The sequence below is a fragment of the Microbacterium sp. F2E genome, assembly GCF_020905435.1.
GTDB lineage: Bacteria > Actinomycetota > Actinomycetes > Actinomycetales > Microbacteriaceae > Microbacterium > Microbacterium lacticum.
The window spans coordinates 16,325-33,001 of record NZ_JAJJIB010000012.1 but is presented as its reverse complement, the minus strand read 5'-3'; the positions used below and the strand labels follow the sequence as shown (position 1 = coordinate 33,001).

20 protein-coding genes are annotated in these 16,677 nt (G+C 71.0%); 4 read left to right on the top strand and 16 right to left on the bottom strand.

Features of this window, described 5'->3' with window-relative positions; all coding sequences use genetic code 11:
• Position 1: 1 nt before the first annotated feature.
• The gene (gene rpsI, locus LOK55_RS10185) at positions 2 to 487 is read right to left on the bottom strand and encodes a 30S ribosomal protein S9 (protein WP_141381397.1); all 486 of its coding nucleotides are present in this window, start codon (positions 485 to 487) and stop codon (positions 2 to 4) included.
• Between the two features lie 26 nt (positions 488 to 513).
• Positions 514 to 960: a 50S ribosomal protein L13 gene (gene rplM, locus LOK55_RS10180; protein WP_141381398.1), complete on the bottom strand. Its 447-nt coding sequence runs from the start codon at positions 958 to 960 to the stop codon at positions 514 to 516.
• Positions 961 to 1,431: 471 nt separating this feature from the next.
• Here rplM and LOK55_RS10175 point away from each other — a divergent pair, with 471 nt between their 5' ends.
• The 3 genes from LOK55_RS10175 to LOK55_RS10165 all read left to right on the top strand — a co-directional run bounded on the left by LOK55_RS10175 (position 1,432) and on the right by LOK55_RS10165 (position 3,913).
• Positions 1,432 to 2,025: a low molecular weight phosphatase family protein gene (locus LOK55_RS10175; protein ID WP_229935276.1), complete on the top strand. Its 594-nt coding sequence runs from the start codon at positions 1,432 to 1,434 to the stop codon at positions 2,023 to 2,025.
• A gap of 132 nt (positions 2,026 to 2,157) precedes the next feature.
• Positions 2,158 to 2,691: a peptidase M23 gene (locus LOK55_RS10170; RefSeq protein ID WP_229935275.1), complete on the top strand. Its 534-nt coding sequence runs from the start codon at positions 2,158 to 2,160 to the stop codon at positions 2,689 to 2,691.
• Between the two features lie 55 nt (positions 2,692 to 2,746).
• The gene (locus LOK55_RS10165) at positions 2,747 to 3,913 is read left to right on the top strand and encodes a response regulator transcription factor (protein ID WP_308066658.1); all 1,167 of its coding nucleotides are present in this window, start codon (positions 2,747 to 2,749) and stop codon (positions 3,911 to 3,913) included.
• Between the two features lie 61 nt (positions 3,914 to 3,974).
• Here LOK55_RS10165 and LOK55_RS10160 read toward each other — a convergent pair whose 3' ends face one another.
• The 3 genes from LOK55_RS10160 to LOK55_RS10150 form a co-directional block, all read right to left on the bottom strand.
• Positions 3,975 to 4,658 carry an endonuclease/exonuclease/phosphatase family protein gene (locus LOK55_RS10160; RefSeq protein WP_229935274.1) on the bottom strand — a complete coding sequence of 228 codons (684 nt, stop codon included), beginning with the start codon at positions 4,656 to 4,658 and terminating at the stop codon, positions 3,975 to 3,977.
• A 77-nt stretch (positions 4,659 to 4,735) separates the two neighbouring features.
• Positions 4,736 to 5,584 (bottom strand): tRNA pseudouridine(38-40) synthase TruA, encoded by an 849-nt coding sequence (gene truA, locus LOK55_RS10155; protein WP_229935273.1) that lies wholly within the window; start codon positions 5,582 to 5,584, stop codon positions 4,736 to 4,738.
• Positions 5,585 to 5,588: 4 nt separating this feature from the next.
• On the bottom strand, positions 5,589 to 6,494 hold the full coding sequence (locus LOK55_RS10150) for a carbohydrate kinase (RefSeq protein WP_229935272.1): 906 nt from the start codon (positions 6,492 to 6,494) through the stop codon (positions 5,589 to 5,591).
• A gap of 188 nt (positions 6,495 to 6,682) precedes the next feature.
• Between LOK55_RS10150 and LOK55_RS10145 the strand changes: the two genes are divergently transcribed.
• On the top strand, positions 6,683 to 8,737 hold the full coding sequence (locus LOK55_RS10145) for an acyltransferase family protein (protein ID WP_229935271.1): 2,055 nt from the start codon (positions 6,683 to 6,685) through the stop codon (positions 8,735 to 8,737).
• Between the two features lie 26 nt (positions 8,738 to 8,763).
• On the opposite strand, the gene LOK55_RS10140 is transcribed toward LOK55_RS10145, so the two are convergent.
• The 11 genes from LOK55_RS10140 to map form a co-directional block, all read right to left on the bottom strand.
• Positions 8,764 to 9,855, bottom strand: a complete 1,092-nt coding sequence (locus tag LOK55_RS10140) for a GNAT family N-acetyltransferase (protein ID WP_229935270.1) — start codon at positions 9,853 to 9,855, stop codon at positions 8,764 to 8,766.
• An 87-nt stretch (positions 9,856 to 9,942) separates the two neighbouring features.
• Positions 9,943 to 10,506 carry a 50S ribosomal protein L17 gene (gene rplQ / locus LOK55_RS10135; protein WP_229935269.1) on the bottom strand — a complete coding sequence of 188 codons (564 nt, stop codon included), beginning with the start codon at positions 10,504 to 10,506 and terminating at the stop codon, positions 9,943 to 9,945.
• 47 nt (positions 10,507 to 10,553) lie between these two features.
• Positions 10,554 to 11,543: a DNA-directed RNA polymerase subunit alpha gene (locus LOK55_RS10130; protein WP_196323697.1), complete on the bottom strand. Its 990-nt coding sequence runs from the start codon at positions 11,541 to 11,543 to the stop codon at positions 10,554 to 10,556.
• Positions 11,544 to 11,661: 118 nt separating this feature from the next.
• The gene (gene rpsK / locus LOK55_RS10125) at positions 11,662 to 12,060 is read right to left on the bottom strand and encodes a 30S ribosomal protein S11 (RefSeq protein WP_141380968.1); all 399 of its coding nucleotides are present in this window, start codon (positions 12,058 to 12,060) and stop codon (positions 11,662 to 11,664) included.
• A 42-nt stretch (positions 12,061 to 12,102) separates the two neighbouring features.
• Positions 12,103 to 12,477 (bottom strand): 30S ribosomal protein S13, encoded by a 375-nt coding sequence (gene rpsM / locus LOK55_RS10120; protein WP_196323698.1) that lies wholly within the window; start codon positions 12,475 to 12,477, stop codon positions 12,103 to 12,105.
• 134 nt (positions 12,478 to 12,611) lie between these two features.
• On the bottom strand, positions 12,612 to 12,728 hold the full coding sequence (gene rpmJ / locus LOK55_RS10115; RefSeq protein WP_005050492.1) for a 50S ribosomal protein L36: 117 nt from the start codon (positions 12,726 to 12,728) through the stop codon (positions 12,612 to 12,614).
• 81 nt (positions 12,729 to 12,809) lie between these two features.
• On the bottom strand, positions 12,810 to 13,031 hold the full coding sequence (gene infA / locus LOK55_RS10110) for a translation initiation factor IF-1 (protein ID WP_028496510.1): 222 nt from the start codon (positions 13,029 to 13,031) through the stop codon (positions 12,810 to 12,812).
• A gap of 132 nt (positions 13,032 to 13,163) precedes the next feature.
• Positions 13,164 to 13,628: a DUF5979 domain-containing protein gene (locus tag LOK55_RS10105; RefSeq protein ID WP_229935268.1), complete on the bottom strand. Its 465-nt coding sequence runs from the start codon at positions 13,626 to 13,628 to the stop codon at positions 13,164 to 13,166.
• Positions 13,629 to 13,762: 134 nt separating this feature from the next.
• A complete protein-coding gene (locus LOK55_RS10100) occupies positions 13,763 to 14,449 on the bottom strand; it encodes a thioredoxin domain-containing protein (RefSeq protein ID WP_229935267.1) in 687 nt (228 codons plus the stop codon).
• A 196-nt stretch (positions 14,450 to 14,645) separates the two neighbouring features.
• Positions 14,646 to 15,632: a hypothetical protein gene (locus LOK55_RS10095; protein WP_229935266.1), complete on the bottom strand. Its 987-nt coding sequence runs from the start codon at positions 15,630 to 15,632 to the stop codon at positions 14,646 to 14,648.
• A gap of 199 nt (positions 15,633 to 15,831) precedes the next feature.
• Positions 15,832 to 16,674, bottom strand: coding sequence for a type I methionyl aminopeptidase (gene map / locus LOK55_RS10090; RefSeq protein ID WP_229935265.1), 843 nt, complete (start codon positions 16,672 to 16,674; stop codon positions 15,832 to 15,834).
• Positions 16,675 to 16,677: the final 3 nt, after the last annotated feature.

The window sequence follows — 16,677 nt, the reverse complement described above, 5'->3', positions numbered from 1 at the left end:
TTTAGCGCTTCGAGTACTGCGGAGCCTTGCGGGCCTTCTTGAGACCAGCCTTCTTGCGCTCGATGACGCGGGCGTCGCGCGAGAGGAAGCCGGCCTTCTTGAGGGCCGGACGGTTGTTCTCGGCATCGATCTCGTTGAGGGCGCGGGCGATGCCGAGGCGCAGCGCGCCGGCCTGGCCCGAGGGGCCGCCGCCCGAGATGCGGACGATGACGTCGTACGCACCCGTGAGGTCGAGCAGGGTGAAGGGGTCGGTGATCAGCTGCTGGTGCAGCTTGTTCGGGAAGTAGTCCTCGAACTCGCGGCCGTTGACCGTGATGGTGCCGGAGCCGGGGATGAGGCGCACGCGGGCGATGGCCTGCTTGCGGCGACCGACAGCCGAACCGGGCACCGAGAGGACGGGGCGCGGGGCGGCGGCGGCCGGAGCGGCCGCGGTCTCGGTGGTGTAGGACTCGGGGGTCTCTTCGATGGAGTCAGCGATGTTCGCCATGATCTGTTCCTTGTGGTCGGCGGCGCTTACTGGGCGACCTGGTCGAAGGTGTAGGGAGTGGGCTGCTGAGCCGCGTGCGGGTGCTCGGCACCGACGTAGACCTTCAGCTTCGACAGCTGCTGGCGACCCAGGCTGTTTTTGGGGAGCATGCCGCGGATCGCCTTCTCGACGGCGCGGACCGGGTTCTTCTCGAGCAGCTCCGCGTAGGAGGTCGCCGTGAGGCCGCCCGGGTAGCCCGAGTGACGGTAGGCCATCTTCTTCTGGAGCTTCTGACCCGTCAGCGCAACCTTGTCGGCGTTGATGACGACGACGAAGTCACCGGTGTCGATGTGGTTGGCGAAGGTGGGCTTGTTCTTGCCGCGGAGGATCGCGGCGGCGTGCGAGGCGAGGCGTCCGAGAACGACGTCGGTCGCGTCGATGACGACCCACTCACGGGTCACTTCACCGGCCTTGGGGGTGTAGGTGCGCGTCACAGTAGTGCTGCTTTCTTGATTCGAACGGAGAGGTTCGTGAATCCCACTCCGGGGTGGTTCCGTTCCGGTGATCGGAGGGAACACGCCAGTGGAGGGCTCACGTTCGTGGCGCCGGCCGCAGGCAGCACGGACACCAAACGTCGAGTCTACGCCATGTGGATGCCTCGGCCAAACTGCGAGAGAAGTCCGGGAGGCCGGGTTCGAGCCTCGGCCTCCCGGATGGTGTCCGCGCGTGGGGGTCGGCGAACACCGAGCCGGTTGTGTGGGGGACACAGCCGGGGGTCTGCGGGTACGAGCTCCGCCCGCCCGCAGCGGAGTGCAGGTTGGCAGGAGTCGCGCCGGATCATGTCGCGGTCGGGATCCGCAACACCTCAAACCCTATCGGGTCGCGCTCCGCGCCGCCATCGCCGCGCCGCCGCGTTTTCCGCCCGCGCCGCCGGTCACGCCCGGTGCGCTCGATACGCTGACGGCATGTTCGAGATCCTCGTCGTGTGCACGGGAAACATCTGCCGGTCGCCGCTGGCGGAAGTGGTGTTGCGCGGCACCCTCGAACGGCTGGGCGGGCGCGTGCACAGCGCGGGCACACAGGGACTGGATGCGGCGCCGATGACGCCGGAGGCGCAGCGCCTTGTCGTGGCCATGGGCACCGACGCCGGGGCAGCGAGCGCGCATCGGTCCCGCTACCTCACAGCGGCCCACCTCGACTCGCCCGACCTGGTCCTCGCGATGAGCCGGGAGCACCGAGGACGAGTCGCCCAGCTAGCCCCGGCGCGACTGCGCTCGTCCTTCACCGTTCGCGAGTTCGCCCGACTCGCGACCGGAATTCCGGACGCCGACATCGTCAGCGCTGTCGCATCCGCGGGACCGGACGCGGCAGCACGCGTGCGGGCGGCGGTGGCGATCGTCGCGGCCAGGCGGGGGCTGAGCGCTCCGCCCGACGACCCCGCCGACGACGACGTCGTCGACCCCTATCGCCGCCCGTGGGCGACCTATCAGTTGTCCGCAGCTCAGATGAGCCCCGGGCTCGATCAGGTCGCCCGAGTGGTGTCACTCGCCACACGCTGACCGCCGCGCGTCACCGCCGATCGCTGCGCGCGCCCCGGCATCCGTTCAGCCCGCCGTGCGACGATGCCCTCTATGGTGCGCACGCCACCCAGGAGACGGGATCGCGTCTGGACGGTCATCGCGATCGCCGGGATGCCTCTGCTCGCTGCGGGACTGATCGTGGCATCCGCCCTGGGGGCGTTCTCGGGCATCCGCTCGCTCGCTCCACTCAGCTCACCGCCGGTCGTCGCCGACTACGACCAGGAGCAGCGCGACAACGCCGCGACGATCATGCGCGCCGCGCGCGACCTCGGCCTGTCGGTGCGCGACCAGGCGATCGGGATCATGACCGCGATGGGCGAGTCGTCGCTGCGGAACATCGACCATGGCGACTGGGAGACGAGCGGGGTCACCAACCCCGACGGGACGCCGACGACCTCGATCGGACTCTTCCAACAGCAGGACGGCTGGGGCAGCCGGGCAGAACGGCTCGACCCCTATATATCTGCGATGCTCTTCTACCGCGCGATGATCATGCGCGTGCCCGACCGTGACACCCTCGCACCGACTCTCGTCGCGCACCGCACGCAGATCAACCAGGATCCCGACCACTACGCCTGGTACTGGCCCCGCGCTGTGTCGCTCATCGAGGCGCTCTCCGGCGAAGAGAGCGGGCTCGATCCGTGAGGCACGGGTCGCGGAGCACCCCGCCGCGGCGCTCACGCCGGGTGAGCTCATCGCGGTGAACGCCGCCTTCGGTGCGCTGAAGCGACACGTCGATGCGGCGTTCGCCTCGGTCGCGAGCGAGATCGCCCGGCAGTCGCGCGTCGAACTCGGCAAAGACTCGATCGCCAAGAAGCAGGGGTTCCGCTCCCCCGTCGCGCTCATCCAGGCGACCACCGGTTCGAGCGTCGGCGAAGCGATCAGGCCGAGGGGTGGGAGATCACGATCGACGGGGTCGGAGTCGACGCCCTGGTGTGGCTCATCCCACCGCCCTGGATCGATCGAGGAGGCATCCGCGCCTCGAGCGACGCGGAAGCGGCCCGCGGAGTCTGGCACAATCGGACCAACACACGCAGCAAGGGGGTCGCCGATTGGCGAGGCCGCACGGCAGACCGCCGTCGTCATCGACGATGATGCCGACGTTCGAGACCTCCTCGTCCAGGTGCTCACGAGCGCCGGTTTCCACGTCTTCGCGGTCGACAACGGTTTCGACGGCGTGGATGCCGTCCGTGGCCACGACCCCGACATCACCACCCTCGACGTGAACATGCCGGGCATCGACGGGTATGAGACAGCCCGCCGCATCCGCGAGCACAGCAACACCTACATCCTGCTGATCACCGCCCTCACCGAAGAGGCCGATGCGGTCCTCGGATTCAGCGTCGGCGCCGACGACGTCGTCACCAAACCGTTCCGCGCGCGTGAGCTGCGCGCGCGGGTGCTGGCGGCCCAGCGACGCCGACCGCGCGGTTCCGCCCCGGCCGGCGCTGACAGCGCGCGCGACGCCGACCCGCAGCCCGCCCCCGTCGCCGTGCTGCCCTCGGCCACTCCGTCGCGGCTGTCCGGCAACGCCGGTCTCGTCGTCGATCGCGCCACCCACAGCGTCACCATCGACGGCCACCCCGTGCTGCTCACCCGCACCGAGTTCGAACTGCTGGCGACGCTCCTCGAAGCCGCCCCCGAGGTGCGCAGCAAGGCGCACCTCGCCGGCGCGCTGCGGCCAGGGCACGGCGGCGGTCGCAGCCTGGTGTCCGACGCCGACGAGCGCGCGATCGAGACGCACATGACGAACCTGCGCCGCAAGCTGGGCGACAGCGCCGCCGAACCCCGCGTCATCGAGACGCTCCGCGCCGTGGGATACCGTGCGATCGTGCCGGGCGGCACGCCGAGCACCAGTACTCTCTGATTCGCCGACTCAGTTTTCGCTCAAGACTGGGTCAACCCGACGCCGCGCGCACGCGGACCGCTCAGACGATGGATGCCGTCTTCGGCGTCGCCGTCACGAGGATCGGCAGGTGGTCGCTGCGCCCCTGCGGCAGTGTCGTGATGGTGTCGATGTCGAACCCCACGCTCGTCGCGAAGTCGTAGTGCCCGCGGAAAAACTTGTACCGCGTGTAGGTGCGGGCGTCGCTGAGACTCAGCTCGTATCCCGCCTCGCGCACCTTCTGGCCGAGGTTCTCCTTGAACACGGGGTAGTTGTAGTCGCCGACCATGAGGATCGGCAGGTTGTCTCCGAGGCTCGCGAGCTCGCCGAGCGCGGCGGAGATCTGCTTGCGGCGCAGCGAATTCAGCGCGGTGAGCGGGGCCGCGTGGAAGCTCGCGACGATGAACTCGCGCCCGTGGTCGATGTCACGGAGCCGCACCGCGAGCATCCGCTCCTCCGCGGGCTTGAGCACCCGGTCGTGCAGCGACTTCTTCAGCGCGAGCGAGCGCACCTCGAGGGCGTCGAAGCTGTTCCGGCGCAGGTAGACCGCGAGCCCCAGACGGTTGCGCGCCGTCGCCTCCACGAGCTGCAGCCCCGCGATCTCGGGAGCGAGCTCACCGGACACCGCCTCCTGCAGGCACAGGATGTCGGCGCCGGTCGCCTCGACCAGATCGTCGAGCTCGCCGATCGCCTTGTGCTTGTTGAGGTTGTACGAGATCACCTTCATCGTGCCGCCAGCCTAGAGCCGCAACCCATGAACGCGCTCCGACTCGACACAGTGTTCCCCGTGCGGTCGCTTTCCGGTCAGTCCTCACCGCCGTCGCCGGCGGGGGAACGGCGTGCGCGCGTCTGCTCGGCACGCAGCGCGAGCAGGTCGTCGGCCGGGTAGCCGACCTCGGTCAGGGTGAGTCCGCGCGCGGCGAGCACCTTCGTCTCACTGGTGCGGATGCCGGCGTCGCGGATCGCCGCGGCTTCCGACACGTCGATGCGCCCCTCCCCGACCGCCGCGCACGCGCCGACGAGCGCGCGCACCATGCTGTGGCAGAAGGCATCCGCTTTCACGTTCGCCACGAGGATCCCGTGCTCGTCGCGCCGCCAGCCGAACTCGAGCAGGGTGCGGATCGTCGTCGCGCCCTCGCGCCATTTGCAGTACGCGGCGAAGTCGTGCAGTCCGATCAGCGAGCGGGCCGCGGCATCCATCGCCTCGACATCGAGGCGCGCCTTCACCGTCGTCGTGCGTCCCCGCTCGAGCGGGTCGTAGGAGGTCTCGAGGTCGGCGATGCGGTACTCGTAGCGCCGCCAGACGGCGGAGAACCGCGCGTCGAACCCCGCGGGCGCCTCGGCACTGCGGTGCACGGCGACGTCGGGGTAGGGACCGAGCACCCCCGTCAGTCGGGCGGCGAGCGCTGCGGGTGTCGGGTTCCGCCCCTTCTCGAGCCGCGCGCGCTGCGCGTCGCTCAGATCGAGATGGGCGACCTGGCCCGACGCGTGCACGCCGGCATCGGTGCGGCCCGCAACGACCAGCTGCGGATCGCCGCCGAGTACGCGGGCGATCGCGGTCTCGAGCGTGCCCTGCACGGTGCGCAGGCCCGGCTGGCGGGCCCAGCCGCGAAAGCCGGTGCCGTCGTAGGCGAGATCGAGGCGCAGGCGCACCCGGTCAGCCTAGCCGGGCGTCGACCTCGGCACGCGTCGGCGGGTTGGCGCCCGCGCGCGAGACCGTGATGCCGGCCATGACCGCCGCGCGGCGGAGGACCGTCTCGAGCGCGTACGCCTCGGGGAGCACCCGCGGGTCGTCCAGCACGCTCGACACGAGGCTCGCCATGGCGGCGTCGCCCGCGCCGATCGTGTCGGCCACCGTCACGACGTACGGGGCCGCAGCGACGACGCCGTGCGCACCGCGCGCGAGCAGGCCCTCCCCTCCGCGGGTGATCACGACGAGAGCGGGCCCCAGCTCCGCGATCCGCGTGAGCACCTCCTCGTCGTCGAGATCGGGGTACAGCCAGCGCGCGTCTTCATCGCTCAGCTTGACGAGATCGGCGGATGCCACGGCCTCGCCGAACCTCGCGAGCGCGCCGGCGTGGTCGCCGACGAGCGCGGGCCGGATGTTCGGGTCGACGCTCACGATCGCGCCCGCTGCCGCCGCGGCGCGGAGCGTGTCGAGCACGGCCGTGCCGCCCGGCTCGAGGAAGAGCGCGATCGATCCGGTGTGCACGGCGCGCACGCCGGCGAGGTCGCGGGCGTCGGCGGCGGGGACCGCCCAGTCGATCGCGAACTCGTACTCGGCCGAGCCGTCGGGGCGCAGCCGCGCCCGCGCGGTCGAGGTCGGTGCGTCGGTGAACGAGCGCTCGTCGACGCGGGCGCCCGACTCCTCGATCTGGGTCGCGATGCGCCGGCCGCGCTCGTCGCGGCCGATACGCGTGAGCAGCCGCGTCGCGTGCCCCTGCCGCGCGAGACCGACCGCGACGTTCGCAGGGCTGCCGCCGACGAGCTCACGATCGGCGCCGTCGTCACCGGCCACGATGTCGATCAGGGCCTCGCCGACGACCAGCACATCCGTATCCATGCCTCAGTCCTACCCGACTCCGGCGCCCACCGCGAACGCCGGCATCCGGACCCGTGTTCGTCGCCCTCCGTGCGCGCGTCGCACAGGTGGCGGACGTAGAATTGATGGCTCCACCGTCGGCATCCGCCCCGCCCCGCCGCGGCGCCCCCGCCGACTTTCGGCCGCCCGCTTCGCACCGCCTCTGGATCATGATCACACCCACCGCGCCCCGTTACGCCGGGCTCGACGGCCTGCGCGCCGTCGCCGTGCTGATCGTCGTGCTCTACCACCTCTTCCCGGCCTGGTTCCTGCGATCGGGCTTCGTCGGCGTCGACGTGTTCTTCGTCATCTCGGGCTTTCTCATCACCTCGCTGCTGCTGCGCGAGCGCGCGGCGACCGGGCGGATCGCCCTCGCCGCGTTCTGGAAACGCCGCGCGCGGCGGCTGCTCCCCGCCCTCGCCGCGGTCGTGACGGTCTGCGCGAGTCTCGCCTGGCTGATCGGCGGGGATGTGCTCGTCGGACTCGGGCGGCAGGCGCTCGGCGCGGCGACGTTCTCGTACAACTGGCTCGCGATCGCCGGCGGCTCGACCTACTTCAGCGCCGGCGAGCCCGAGCTGTTCCGAAACCTGTGGTCGCTCGCGGTCGAGGAGCAGTTCTACCTCGTCTGGCCGCTGATGCTTCCCGTGCTGATGCTGGCCCGACGCCGCTGGATGCGGGTGGGAGCGGCGCTCGTCCTCGCCGCCGGGTCGGCGACCTGGGCGGTCGGTGCGCTCGCGTCGGGCGCGACCCTCACGCGCGCCTACTACGGCACCGACACGCACGCGTTCGGCCTGCTGCTCGGCGTCGCGCTGGCCTTCGCCCTCGACCGTTCGAGCAGCAGGATGGCCGGCAGCGCGACCGCCGGGGGTGCCACTCCCACGACGGGCCGCGCCGGCATCGCGGTGGGGATGCCTCTCGTCGGCGGTGCGGCGCTGATCGGGCTCCTCGTGGTGTCGTCGTGGCCGGACGGCGCGTCCGTCTACCCCGCCGTTCCGCTCATCGCGTCGGTGCTGACGGCGGTCGTCATCGCGGCCGCGGTCTCGCCCGGTTCGCCCCTCGGCCGGGCGCTCGACGTCGCTCCGCTCCGCTGGGTCGGCGAGCGCTCCTATGGCATCTACCTCTGGCACTGGCCGGTGGTCGTGCTGCTGACGATCGCCGCCACGGGAACGATCGTCGACACCGCCATTCCACTCGCCGTGGGCGTCACCGCGCTCGTGGTGACCCTCGGCGCGTCGGCGGTGTCGTACCGCGTGCTCGAGCAGCCCGTTCGCCGACTCGGCGCGCGCGGCGCCGTGCGCGCTCTCGGCCTCCGACTGCGCGCCACCCCGGTGCGCCGTTTCGGCGCGATCACCGTCGTCGCCGCCGGCGCGCTCGGCGCGGTGGGCACCGCCGCCGCGGTGGCCGCCGCTCCCCCGGTGAGTTCGAGCGAGGCCGTCGTGCAGGCGGGCCTCGAGGCGCTCGCCGAGGCATCCGCCGCCCCCGCGCCGAACGGCACCCCCACGCCGCCCGCGGCCAGCCCCACGCCGCGCGCACCGGAGCCGTCCGCGTCTACGTCGGCCGCACCGGGGGAGGCCGTACCTGGCGCCCTTCCGCCGGCGCCCGGCGTCGCGGCCCGACCGCCGCGGGCCGACGACGGCCGCCCGCTGCCGCCGGTCCACACCCCCGTCCCCGGCGACCGGATCACGGCGGTCGGCGACTCGGTCATGCTCGCCTCGGCCGGCGGCCTGCTCGACGAACGGCCCGGGATGCAGATCGACGCGGCCGTGTCGCGGTCGATGTGGCAGGGCGGCGAGATCGTGCAGACCCTCGCCGCACAGGGCGCCCTGCGCGACTACGTCGTCATCGGGCTCGGCACGAACGGCCCGGTCGACGACGAGGAGCTGCAGACCCTGTACGACGCGGTGGGCCCGGAGCGCTGCCTGGTGCTCGTGAACGCGTTCGCCCCGCGCGACTGGATCGACGGGGTCAACACCGAGCTCACCTCGTTCGCCGCGACCCATCCGCGAGTTGCGGTCGCCGACTGGTCACGGGCGATCGCGCCGAAGGTCGACCTGCTCGCCGGCGACCAGATCCACCCGGGTCCGACCGGGGGCGCGGTCTACGCCGACACCGTCGCGGGAGCCCTCGACGCGCTCGCCAACCGTCCCGCCGACGTCGGCTACCGGGCGGGCATGGTCCATTGGGCGCTGGCGCAGGCGGAGGGACGGGCACTCGACGCCCGCTGACGCACCCCGCGTCGGATCCGCCGCCGTCAGACCCGCTCGACGAGCGCGACCGACCGCTCGGTGGGGTGAAAGCCGAGCCCCTCGTAGAGCGTGTGGGCGCCCGTCGGGCTCGCAGTGTCGACGTCGAGCACGGCGCGCTCAAGCCCGGCGGCCTGGATCGCCGTGAGGGTGCCCGCGATCACCGCGGGGGCGATCCGGCGCCCGCGATACGCGCGCACCACACCGATGAGCTCGATGTACCCGCTCGACGCGCCCATCGCCACCCAGTCGTCCTCGTTGACCGACACGAGCGAATAGCCCACCACGGCGCCGTCGGCACTGATCGCCAGCCGCGACAGGTCGGGGCGGAAGAACGGCCCGCCGACGAACTTCGCCCACGTCTCGGGCTGCGAGGGCTGGCTGCCCCAGTGGTCGCGGAAGGAGTCGTTGTGCGCGAGGCGCGCGTCGTCGTCGCGATCGCGCGTGTAGGGGACGACGGTGACGCCGTCGCGCGCCGTGATCTCGGGCACGGGCAGCCGCATGTCGCGCTCCATCGACGTGAACCAGCGCTCGGCGGTGAAGCCGGCCTTCTCCGCGATGGCGCGCGCGTCGAGGTTGCCCTCCTCGGCGTAGGTCTTGAGGTCGGCCGTCCACGCCGTGCCCGCATCCTCGGCACCGCCCGCACCCGCGGCGCCGTCGCCGGCGCCGACCTCGGCGGCGGCCTCCGCGACCGCCTCCAGTCCCCGCGCCCGTTGCCAGCCGAACAGCGCCGTGCCGATGCCGCGGCGACGCCAGTCGGGATGCACCGCGCCGGCGAGGTTCACCGTGAGTACGCCCACGCGCGCCGGGTGCAGGAACGCCGATCCGAACGCGATGATCGCGCCCTCGGCATCCACCGCCACCAGCGAGTCGCGGGCGTGGTCGATGTGCGGCAGATCGAAGGTGTCGGCGATCTCCTCCCGCGCCGTCCCCCAGTTCGGGTGGTCGACCGCGTCGGCGGCCGCCGCGACCGCATGGATGCCATCGATGTCGGCCTCGGTCGGCGGGCGCCACTGCGCGACGGCCTCGTGCTGGGCCATCCCCGTCGGAGCGCCGTGGCGCAGGCGGTCGATACGGGAGATCAGGCTCGACTCGGTCACGCTGTCACCCTACCCGCGCCTTCCCCGCCGCAACGCACGAGGCCCGCACCCCCGGAAGGGTGCGGGCCTCGAAACGAGGGGAGACGCTTATTCGGACTTCTCCTCGACGGCGTCGGCAGCGGCGGCCTCAGCAGCCTCGCCCTCGGCCTGCGACTCGGCGCCGGCCTCGGCGGCCTGGGTCTCCTCGACCTCGACCTCGGCGCGGGTCCCCTCGACGGCGACCTCCTCGGCCGGAGCCTCGGCGGAGGGCGCCGCGGCGGCCGACTTCTTGGCCGACTTCGGCTTCGGGTTCACCGGCTCGAGCACGAGCTCGATGCGGGCCATGGGGGCGTTGTCGCCCTTGCGGTTGCCGATCTTCGTGATGCGGGTGTAGCCCCCCTCACGGTCGGCGACCTGCGGCGCGATCTCAGCGAACAGCACGTGCACGGCTTCCTTGTCACCGATGACCGACAGCACCCGGCGACGGGCGTGCAGGTCGCCGCGCTTGGCGAAGGTGATGAGGCGCTCGGCGAGCGGACGCAGGCGCTTGGCCTTCGTCTCGGTCGTCGTGATCGCACCGTGCGTGTAGAGCGCGGCGGCGAGGTTGGCGAGCAGCAGGCGCTCGTGGGCGGGGCCGCCTCCGAGGCGGGGACCCTTGGTGGGCTTGGGCATGTCAGTTACTCCAGAGGGAAAATGTCAGCAGACCGGTCGGGCGTCGATCAGATGGTCTCGTCGTCGTAGCCGCCGTAGAAGTGCGCGCCGTCGAAGCCGGGCACGGAGTCCTTCAGCGACAGACCGAGCGAGATGAGCTTGTCGCGCACCTCGTCGACCGACTTCTGACCGAAGTTGCGGATGTTCATCAGCTGCGTCTCCGAGAGGGCGACGAGCTCGGACACCGTGTTGATGCCCTCGCGCTTCAGGCAGTTGTACGAACGGACCGACAGGTCGAGATCCTCGATCGGCATCGACAGTTCGCCCGAGACGACCTCGGCGACCGGCGCGGGGCCGATCTCGATGCCCTCGGCCTCGACGTTCAGCTCGCGGGCGAGACCGAACAGCTCGGTCAGCGTGCGACCGGCCGAGGCGACGGCGTCGCGCGGGGTGATCGAGGGCTTCGCCTCGACGTCGAGCACGAGCTTGTCGAAGTCGGTGCGCTCACCGGCACGGGTGGCGTCGACGCGGTACGAGACCTTCAGCACGGGCGAGTAGATCGAGTCGATCGGGATCTGCCCGGCCTCGGCGTACTCGTTGCGGTTCTGCGTCGCCGAGACGTAGCCGCGGCCACGCTCGATCGTCAGCTCGAGCTCGAAGCGGGCCGAGTCGTTGAGCGTCGCGATGACGAGCTCGGGGTTGTGCACCTCGACACCGGCCGGAGCGGAGATGTCGGCGGCGGTGACCTCACCGGCGCCGGTCTTGCGCAGGTAGGCGGTGATCGGCTCGTCGCGCTCCGACGAGACCACGAGCTGCTTGATGTTGAGGATGATCTCGGTGACATCCTCCTTCACGCCCGGGATGGTGCTGAACTCGTGCAGCACGCCGTCGATGCGGATGCTGGTGACCGCAGCCCCGGGGATCGAGGAGAGCAGGCTGCGACGCAGCGCGTTGCCGATGGTGTAACCGAAGCCGGGCTCGAGCGGCTCGATCACGAATCGGCTGCGGAACTCGCCGATCTTCTCCTCGGTCAGAGTGGGACGCTGTGCAATGAGCACTATGTGTTCCTTTCCGTCACGTGCCCGCTATATGACACGTGCGATTGCAAGAGGTGTTGAGTTGTGGAAAGTCGACGGCGACGGATGCCACGGTGTCCGTGGCATCCGTCATCGAGAGTCAGACGCGGCGGCGCTTCGGGGGGCGGCAGCCGTTGTGTGCCTGCGGGGTGACGTCGGAGATCGATCCGACCTCGAGGCCCGCGGCGGTCAGCGAACGGATCGCGGTCTCGCGGCCCGAACCCGGGCCCTTCACGAAGACGTCGACCTTCTTCACGCCGTGCTCCTGCGCCTGGCGGGCGGCCGACTCGGCGGCCATGCCTGCGGCGTACGGCGTGGACTTGCGCGAGCCCTTGAAGCCCACCCCACCCGAGGACGCCCAGCTGATCACGGCGCCCGAGGGGTCGGTGATCGAGACGATCGTGTTGTTGAACGTCGACTTGATGTGGGCGTGGCCCAGCGCGATGTTCTTCTTCTCCTTGCGGCGCGGCTTGCGCGCGGCGGTCTTGGCCTGTGCCATGTGCGTGTTCTCCTAAAACCCTGTGTTGACCGGGCGCTGCGCTTAGCGCGCCTTCTTCTTGCCGGCGACGGTGCGCTTGGGGCCCTTGCGGGTACGCGCGTTGGTCTTCGTGCGCTGGCCGCGCACGGGAAGGCCGCGACGGTGGCGCAGACCCTGGTACGAGCCGATCTCGACCTTGCGGCGGATGTCTGCGGCGACCTCGCGGCGCAGGTCACCTTCCACCTTGTAGTTGCCTTCGATGTAGTCGCGGAGTGCGACGAGCTGGTCGGCGGAAAGGTCCTTGACGCGGATCGACTCGTCGATCTCGGTGGCCTTGAGGATCTCGACCGAGCGGGTACGGCCGACGCCGTAGATGTAGGTGAGGGCGATCACCACGCGCTTGTCGCGCGGGATGTCAACGCCGGCAATACGTGCCATGCGGTTCTCCTAGGAGTAGGTGGAGGTGTGGAGCAGCATCGGTGCCCGGGCCTCCACCCGGGGTGTCCTCCGCTCGCGCGGAATCTGACGCTGCCTGTTGTGTGTATTGAGTTGTGAGTGAGCTCGTCTGACGCTCAGCCCTGGCGCTGCTTGTGACGCGGGTTCGACTTGCAGATGACCATGACGCGACCGTGACGACGGATGACCTTGCAGTGGTCGCAGATGGGCTTGACGGACGGGTTGACCTTCATGATGTTTCCTTGCTCGCTGTCTTCACCCGACTCCGCGCCCGAGCGGCGCTCTGGGCGGAGGGGTGTTACTTCTCGACCGGTCTAGCGGTAGCGGTAGACGATGCGTCCGCGGGTGAGGTCGTAGGGCGAGAGCTCCACGACGACTCGGTCCTCGGGAATGATGCGGATGTAGTTCTGCCGCATCTTGCCGGAGATCGTCGCGAGGACCTTGTGCCCGTTGGTCAGCTCAACGCGGAACATCGCATTGGGCAGCGCCTCGGAGATCACACCCTCGATCTCGATGACTCCGTCTTTCTTCGCCATACGCTCGCTTACGCTCGGCAGACCGGTCGGTCTGCGGTGGATGGGATTGTTCGGTGCTGCGACACGCCAATGAAGGCGCAAGGCACCAAAGATCCAGTGTAGGTGATACTTCGTCGCGCGGCAAACCGCCGGTCATTCACCGTGCCGGCGGCGACGCGCCGCCACGATCAGCGCCGACGCGCCGCCCACGACGAGCACACCGCCGAGCGCGATCGCCCACCACGGCACCGTGCCGCCCGTGCCGGGAAGCCCCGGCTGCAGCGGCTGGTCGGGCTCGACGGGCGTCACGGGCTCGTCGGGCTGCAGCGTGTTCGTGACGGTCACCGAGATCGCGGTGCCCGCGGCATCCACCGTGAAGGATGCCGGGGTGATCACCGGCGACTGCCACGTGCCGCCGGCGGGGTTCGCGGGCGTCGTCTCGGTGACGGTGCACGAACTCCCGACCGGCACCTCGGTCGCGGCCGTCGCCTCGCCCGCCGACGCGGTCCAGGGATAGGTCGTCGACTGCCCGTCCGCCGTGCAGACGACCGTGCCCGAGAACGAGTCGTCGAAGCTCAGGCCGTCGGCGAGTCGGTGACTTCGCCGTCCACCGTCCACACGGGCTCCGCCCAGACGAACCCGGGGGGCACCGGCTGCGCTCGTCTCGCTGGTCTCGTCTCGGCGCTCTCGGCGGAGACGGCGGACGGGCCGCACCGATCGCTCGGCACGGCCCGTCCAGGCATCCCTGCCGCTTACTGGAACAGCGTCTTGAACTGGCCCTTGGCCGGGATGGTGGTGTTGGAGATGACCTCGCCGTTGACCGCGATCGTCGGGGTGCCGATGCCGCTCGAGCCCGGGGCGATCGGCGTCTTGTCGGTCATCGAGGCGACGAACTTCTTGTACGTGCCGTCGGTCACGCACGAGTCGATGCCCTCGACGCCGACGCTCTTCGCGATCGCGAGGATCTCGTCGTCGGTGAGGCCGGTGGAGTTCTCGTCGGGCTGCTGGGCGAACATGGCCTGCATGAACGGGACGGCGGCGTCGGGGTCGGCCTCGGCGACGCAGTACATCGCGTTCGCGGAGCGGGTGGAGTACTCCGTGCCCTGCGAATAGCGGTCGAGGATCGCGATGGGGTGGATGTTCAGGGTGATCGTGCCGTCGTTCACGAGGTCGAGGATCTCGTCGCCGTACGTCTGCTCGAACTGGCTGCAGGCCGGGCACATGAAGTCGATGTAGATGTCGAGGGTCTGCTCGCCCGAGCCGACGACGACGGCGCCGGTCTGCTGGTCGATGCCCGACCCGCTCGGCGCGGTGCCGGGGTCGGTCGCGCTGTTGTTCATCCAGACGACGAGCGCGACGACCACGGCGACGACCGCCACGACGGCCACACTCACCCAGATCGCGAACCAGTTGGTCTTGCCCGCTGCCGCATTCGCCATGTCTGTGCCTCTCTCACCTGCGGCCCACGCCGCGCGTTCCTATCTTCCCCCATCCCCACCTATGCATCCCCCGAGAACCCCGCCCCCTCCCTCTCCCTCTCCCCTCTCGCCGAGCCGCTATGCCGCGTGCGAGCCGCTACGCCGCGGACGGTCCGGACCATGGCGGGTCGGACGCGGCGTAGCGGCTCGGCGGGGGTCAGCGAGGCGGGTGGACGGAGAAGGCGGCGAGGCGGGCGCCGAGGGCGGCGGCGGAGACGGTGTGGGCCTTCCCCCAGCGGGGGAAGCGACGGTGGGTCGTGCCGCGGATCCAGTCCTCGCGCATCTTCTCCTCGAGGACGACCTGCGCCGCATCGACGCCCGCGCCCCGCAGCCGCGGATCGAGGTACTTGCCTTCGCCGTCGTACTCGCCCCAGGCATCCGCGTCGTCGAGCCCGAAGTCGACGTAGTAGTTCCGGCCGGCGGGGCCCGGGATGGCGACCTGGAGGCGCGGCACCGCGAAGCCGAGGTCGAGCAGGTAGAGCCGGCTCACGCTCTCGCCCGGCGACGCCGCCCGGCCGTCCGCGAGCCCGAGGATCCGACGCGCCTGACGCACGCCGCGTCCCCCGCGCGGCAGGCGGGCGGCGACCTGCGCCCGGAGTGCCTCCGCGGCGGCCTCGTCGTAGAGGCCGGTCCTCTCGTCATAGGCCCGCAGGCGTACGGCCGCGTCCGCGAGGGCGAGGCCGGTCTCTTCGCTCGTCCCGCGAAGCAGGTCGGCGACGGTGCGCGGCAGCGAGGTGCAGCGCAGCCCCTCGCGTTCGACGGTGTCGGCGGTGGGGACGGCGACCTCGTGCCGGGCCACGGTCGGGGTGGATGCCAGGACGTGCCCGCTCGCGCTGCGACCGCTGAGGTGGACGCGCTGCGGCTCGATGCGGAACAGCGGCAGCCGCCAGATCACCGCGGCCGCCGTGTGCGAGTACACGAGGTCCGAGCCGCCGGTGCGGCGCGCGTCGGCCGCGACGACGCGCATGAGGTGCCGACCTTCCGTGTACGAGTCGCGCCAGGCCGTGGCATCCGCGTACCAGCCCTGGTCGATGCGGACGAGTGTGCCGGCGCGCACGCGCGCAGTGATCTCGCGTGTCGACAGTCCCGCGGCCTCGATCTGGGCGCGGGACCTGATCGCCGCACGTGCTTCGTGAATGAGCATGCCGCTCACCCTGGCCCAGTGCCGCCCTCTCTGGACGCCCCACCCCCCAGTCGGTGGACGAATCCACAAACTCGCCCCCTGTGGAGAACTCCCCGCCCTCTGCGCTGAGCCGCTACGGCGCGGCCGAACCGCCACGATCCGTACCGTCCGCGGCGTAGCGGCTCGCACGCGGCGTAGCGGCTCGGCGGGGAAACCGGGGTTAGGCGAGGGGGGTGGGGGTGATGTGGAAGGGAGCGAGGTCGGCGGCGCCGCCGTCGGGGGCGGTCAGCACCCAGATACCGCCCTCGTGCACGGCGACGCTGTGCTCCCAGTGCGAGCCGTCGGAGCCGTCGACGGTGGTGACGGTCCAGTCGTCGTCCTCGACGAACGTGGCATCCGATCCGGCGGTCACCATCGGCTCGATCGCGAGGCAGAGCCCCGGACGCACCTCGGGTCCGAGGTCGGCGACCCGGTAGTTGAACACCGTCGGCCCCTCGTGCATCTTGCGGCCGATCCCGTGCCCGACGTAGTCGCGCAGGATGCCGTACTCGCGACCGTCTTCTGCGGCGGCACGCTCGATGTAGCCCTGCACGGCATCGCCGATCTCACCGACGCGGCGAGCGGATGCCAGGGCCGCCACCCCGGCCCAGAGCGAGCCGCGCGTGACCTCCGACAGACGCTCGCGCGCCGCGGTGACGACGGGGTCGCCGCCCGGCACGACGATCGTGATCGCCGAGTCGCCGTTCCAGCCGCGCAGCTGCGCACCGGCGTCGATCGACACGATGTCGCCCGGCTCCAGCACCCGGTCTCCGGGGATCCCGTGCACCACCTGGTCGTTCACCGACACGCACGTCGTGTGCCGGTAGCCGCGCACCAGCTGGAAGTTCGACTGCGCACCGCGGGCGGTGATGACGGCGGATGCCGCGGCATCCAGTTCGCCCGTCGTCACGCCCGGCGCGATGAGCGCCCGCACCGCGTCGAGCGCAGCGGCGGTGATGAGGCCGGGTTCGACCATCGCCCGCAGCTGGGCGGGCGTTTTGTACAGTGAGCGGCGCAGTCCCACGGT

What these genes read in the sequence shown, in the direction of transcription:
- rpsI (WP_141381397.1), bottom strand. Translation starts at nt 487, where the DNA reads ATGGCGAACATCGCTGACTCCATCGAAGAGACCCCCGAGTCCTACACC.
- LOK55_RS10175 (WP_229935276.1), top strand. Translation starts at nt 1,432, where the DNA reads ATGTTCGAGATCCTCGTCGTGTGCACGGGAAACATCTGCCGGTCGCCG.
- LOK55_RS10170 (WP_229935275.1), top strand. Translation starts at nt 2,158, where the DNA reads ATGCCTCTGCTCGCTGCGGGACTGATCGTGGCATCCGCCCTGGGGGCG.
- LOK55_RS10160 (WP_229935274.1), bottom strand. Translation starts at nt 4,658, where the DNA reads ATGAAGGTGATCTCGTACAACCTCAACAAGCACAAGGCGATCGGCGAG.
- LOK55_RS10150 (WP_229935272.1), bottom strand. Translation starts at nt 6,494, where the DNA reads ATGGATACGGATGTGCTGGTCGTCGGCGAGGCCCTGATCGACATCGTG.
- LOK55_RS10145 (WP_229935271.1), top strand. Translation starts at nt 6,683, where the DNA reads ATGATCACACCCACCGCGCCCCGTTACGCCGGGCTCGACGGCCTGCGC.
- rplQ (WP_229935269.1), bottom strand. Translation starts at nt 10,506, where the DNA reads ATGCCCAAGCCCACCAAGGGTCCCCGCCTCGGAGGCGGCCCCGCCCAC.
- rpsK (WP_141380968.1), bottom strand. Translation starts at nt 12,060, where the DNA reads ATGGCACAGGCCAAGACCGCCGCGCGCAAGCCGCGCCGCAAGGAGAAG.
- rpsM (WP_196323698.1), bottom strand. Translation starts at nt 12,477, where the DNA reads ATGGCACGTATTGCCGGCGTTGACATCCCGCGCGACAAGCGCGTGGTG.
- rpmJ (WP_005050492.1), bottom strand. Translation starts at nt 12,728, where the DNA reads ATGAAGGTCAACCCGTCCGTCAAGCCCATCTGCGACCACTGCAAGGTC.
- infA (WP_028496510.1), bottom strand. Translation starts at nt 13,031, where the DNA reads ATGGCGAAGAAAGACGGAGTCATCGAGATCGAGGGTGTGATCTCCGAG.
- LOK55_RS10100 (WP_229935267.1), bottom strand. Translation starts at nt 14,449, where the DNA reads ATGGCGAATGCGGCAGCGGGCAAGACCAACTGGTTCGCGATCTGGGTG.
- LOK55_RS10095 (WP_229935266.1), bottom strand. Translation starts at nt 15,632, where the DNA reads ATGCTCATTCACGAAGCACGTGCGGCGATCAGGTCCCGCGCCCAGATC.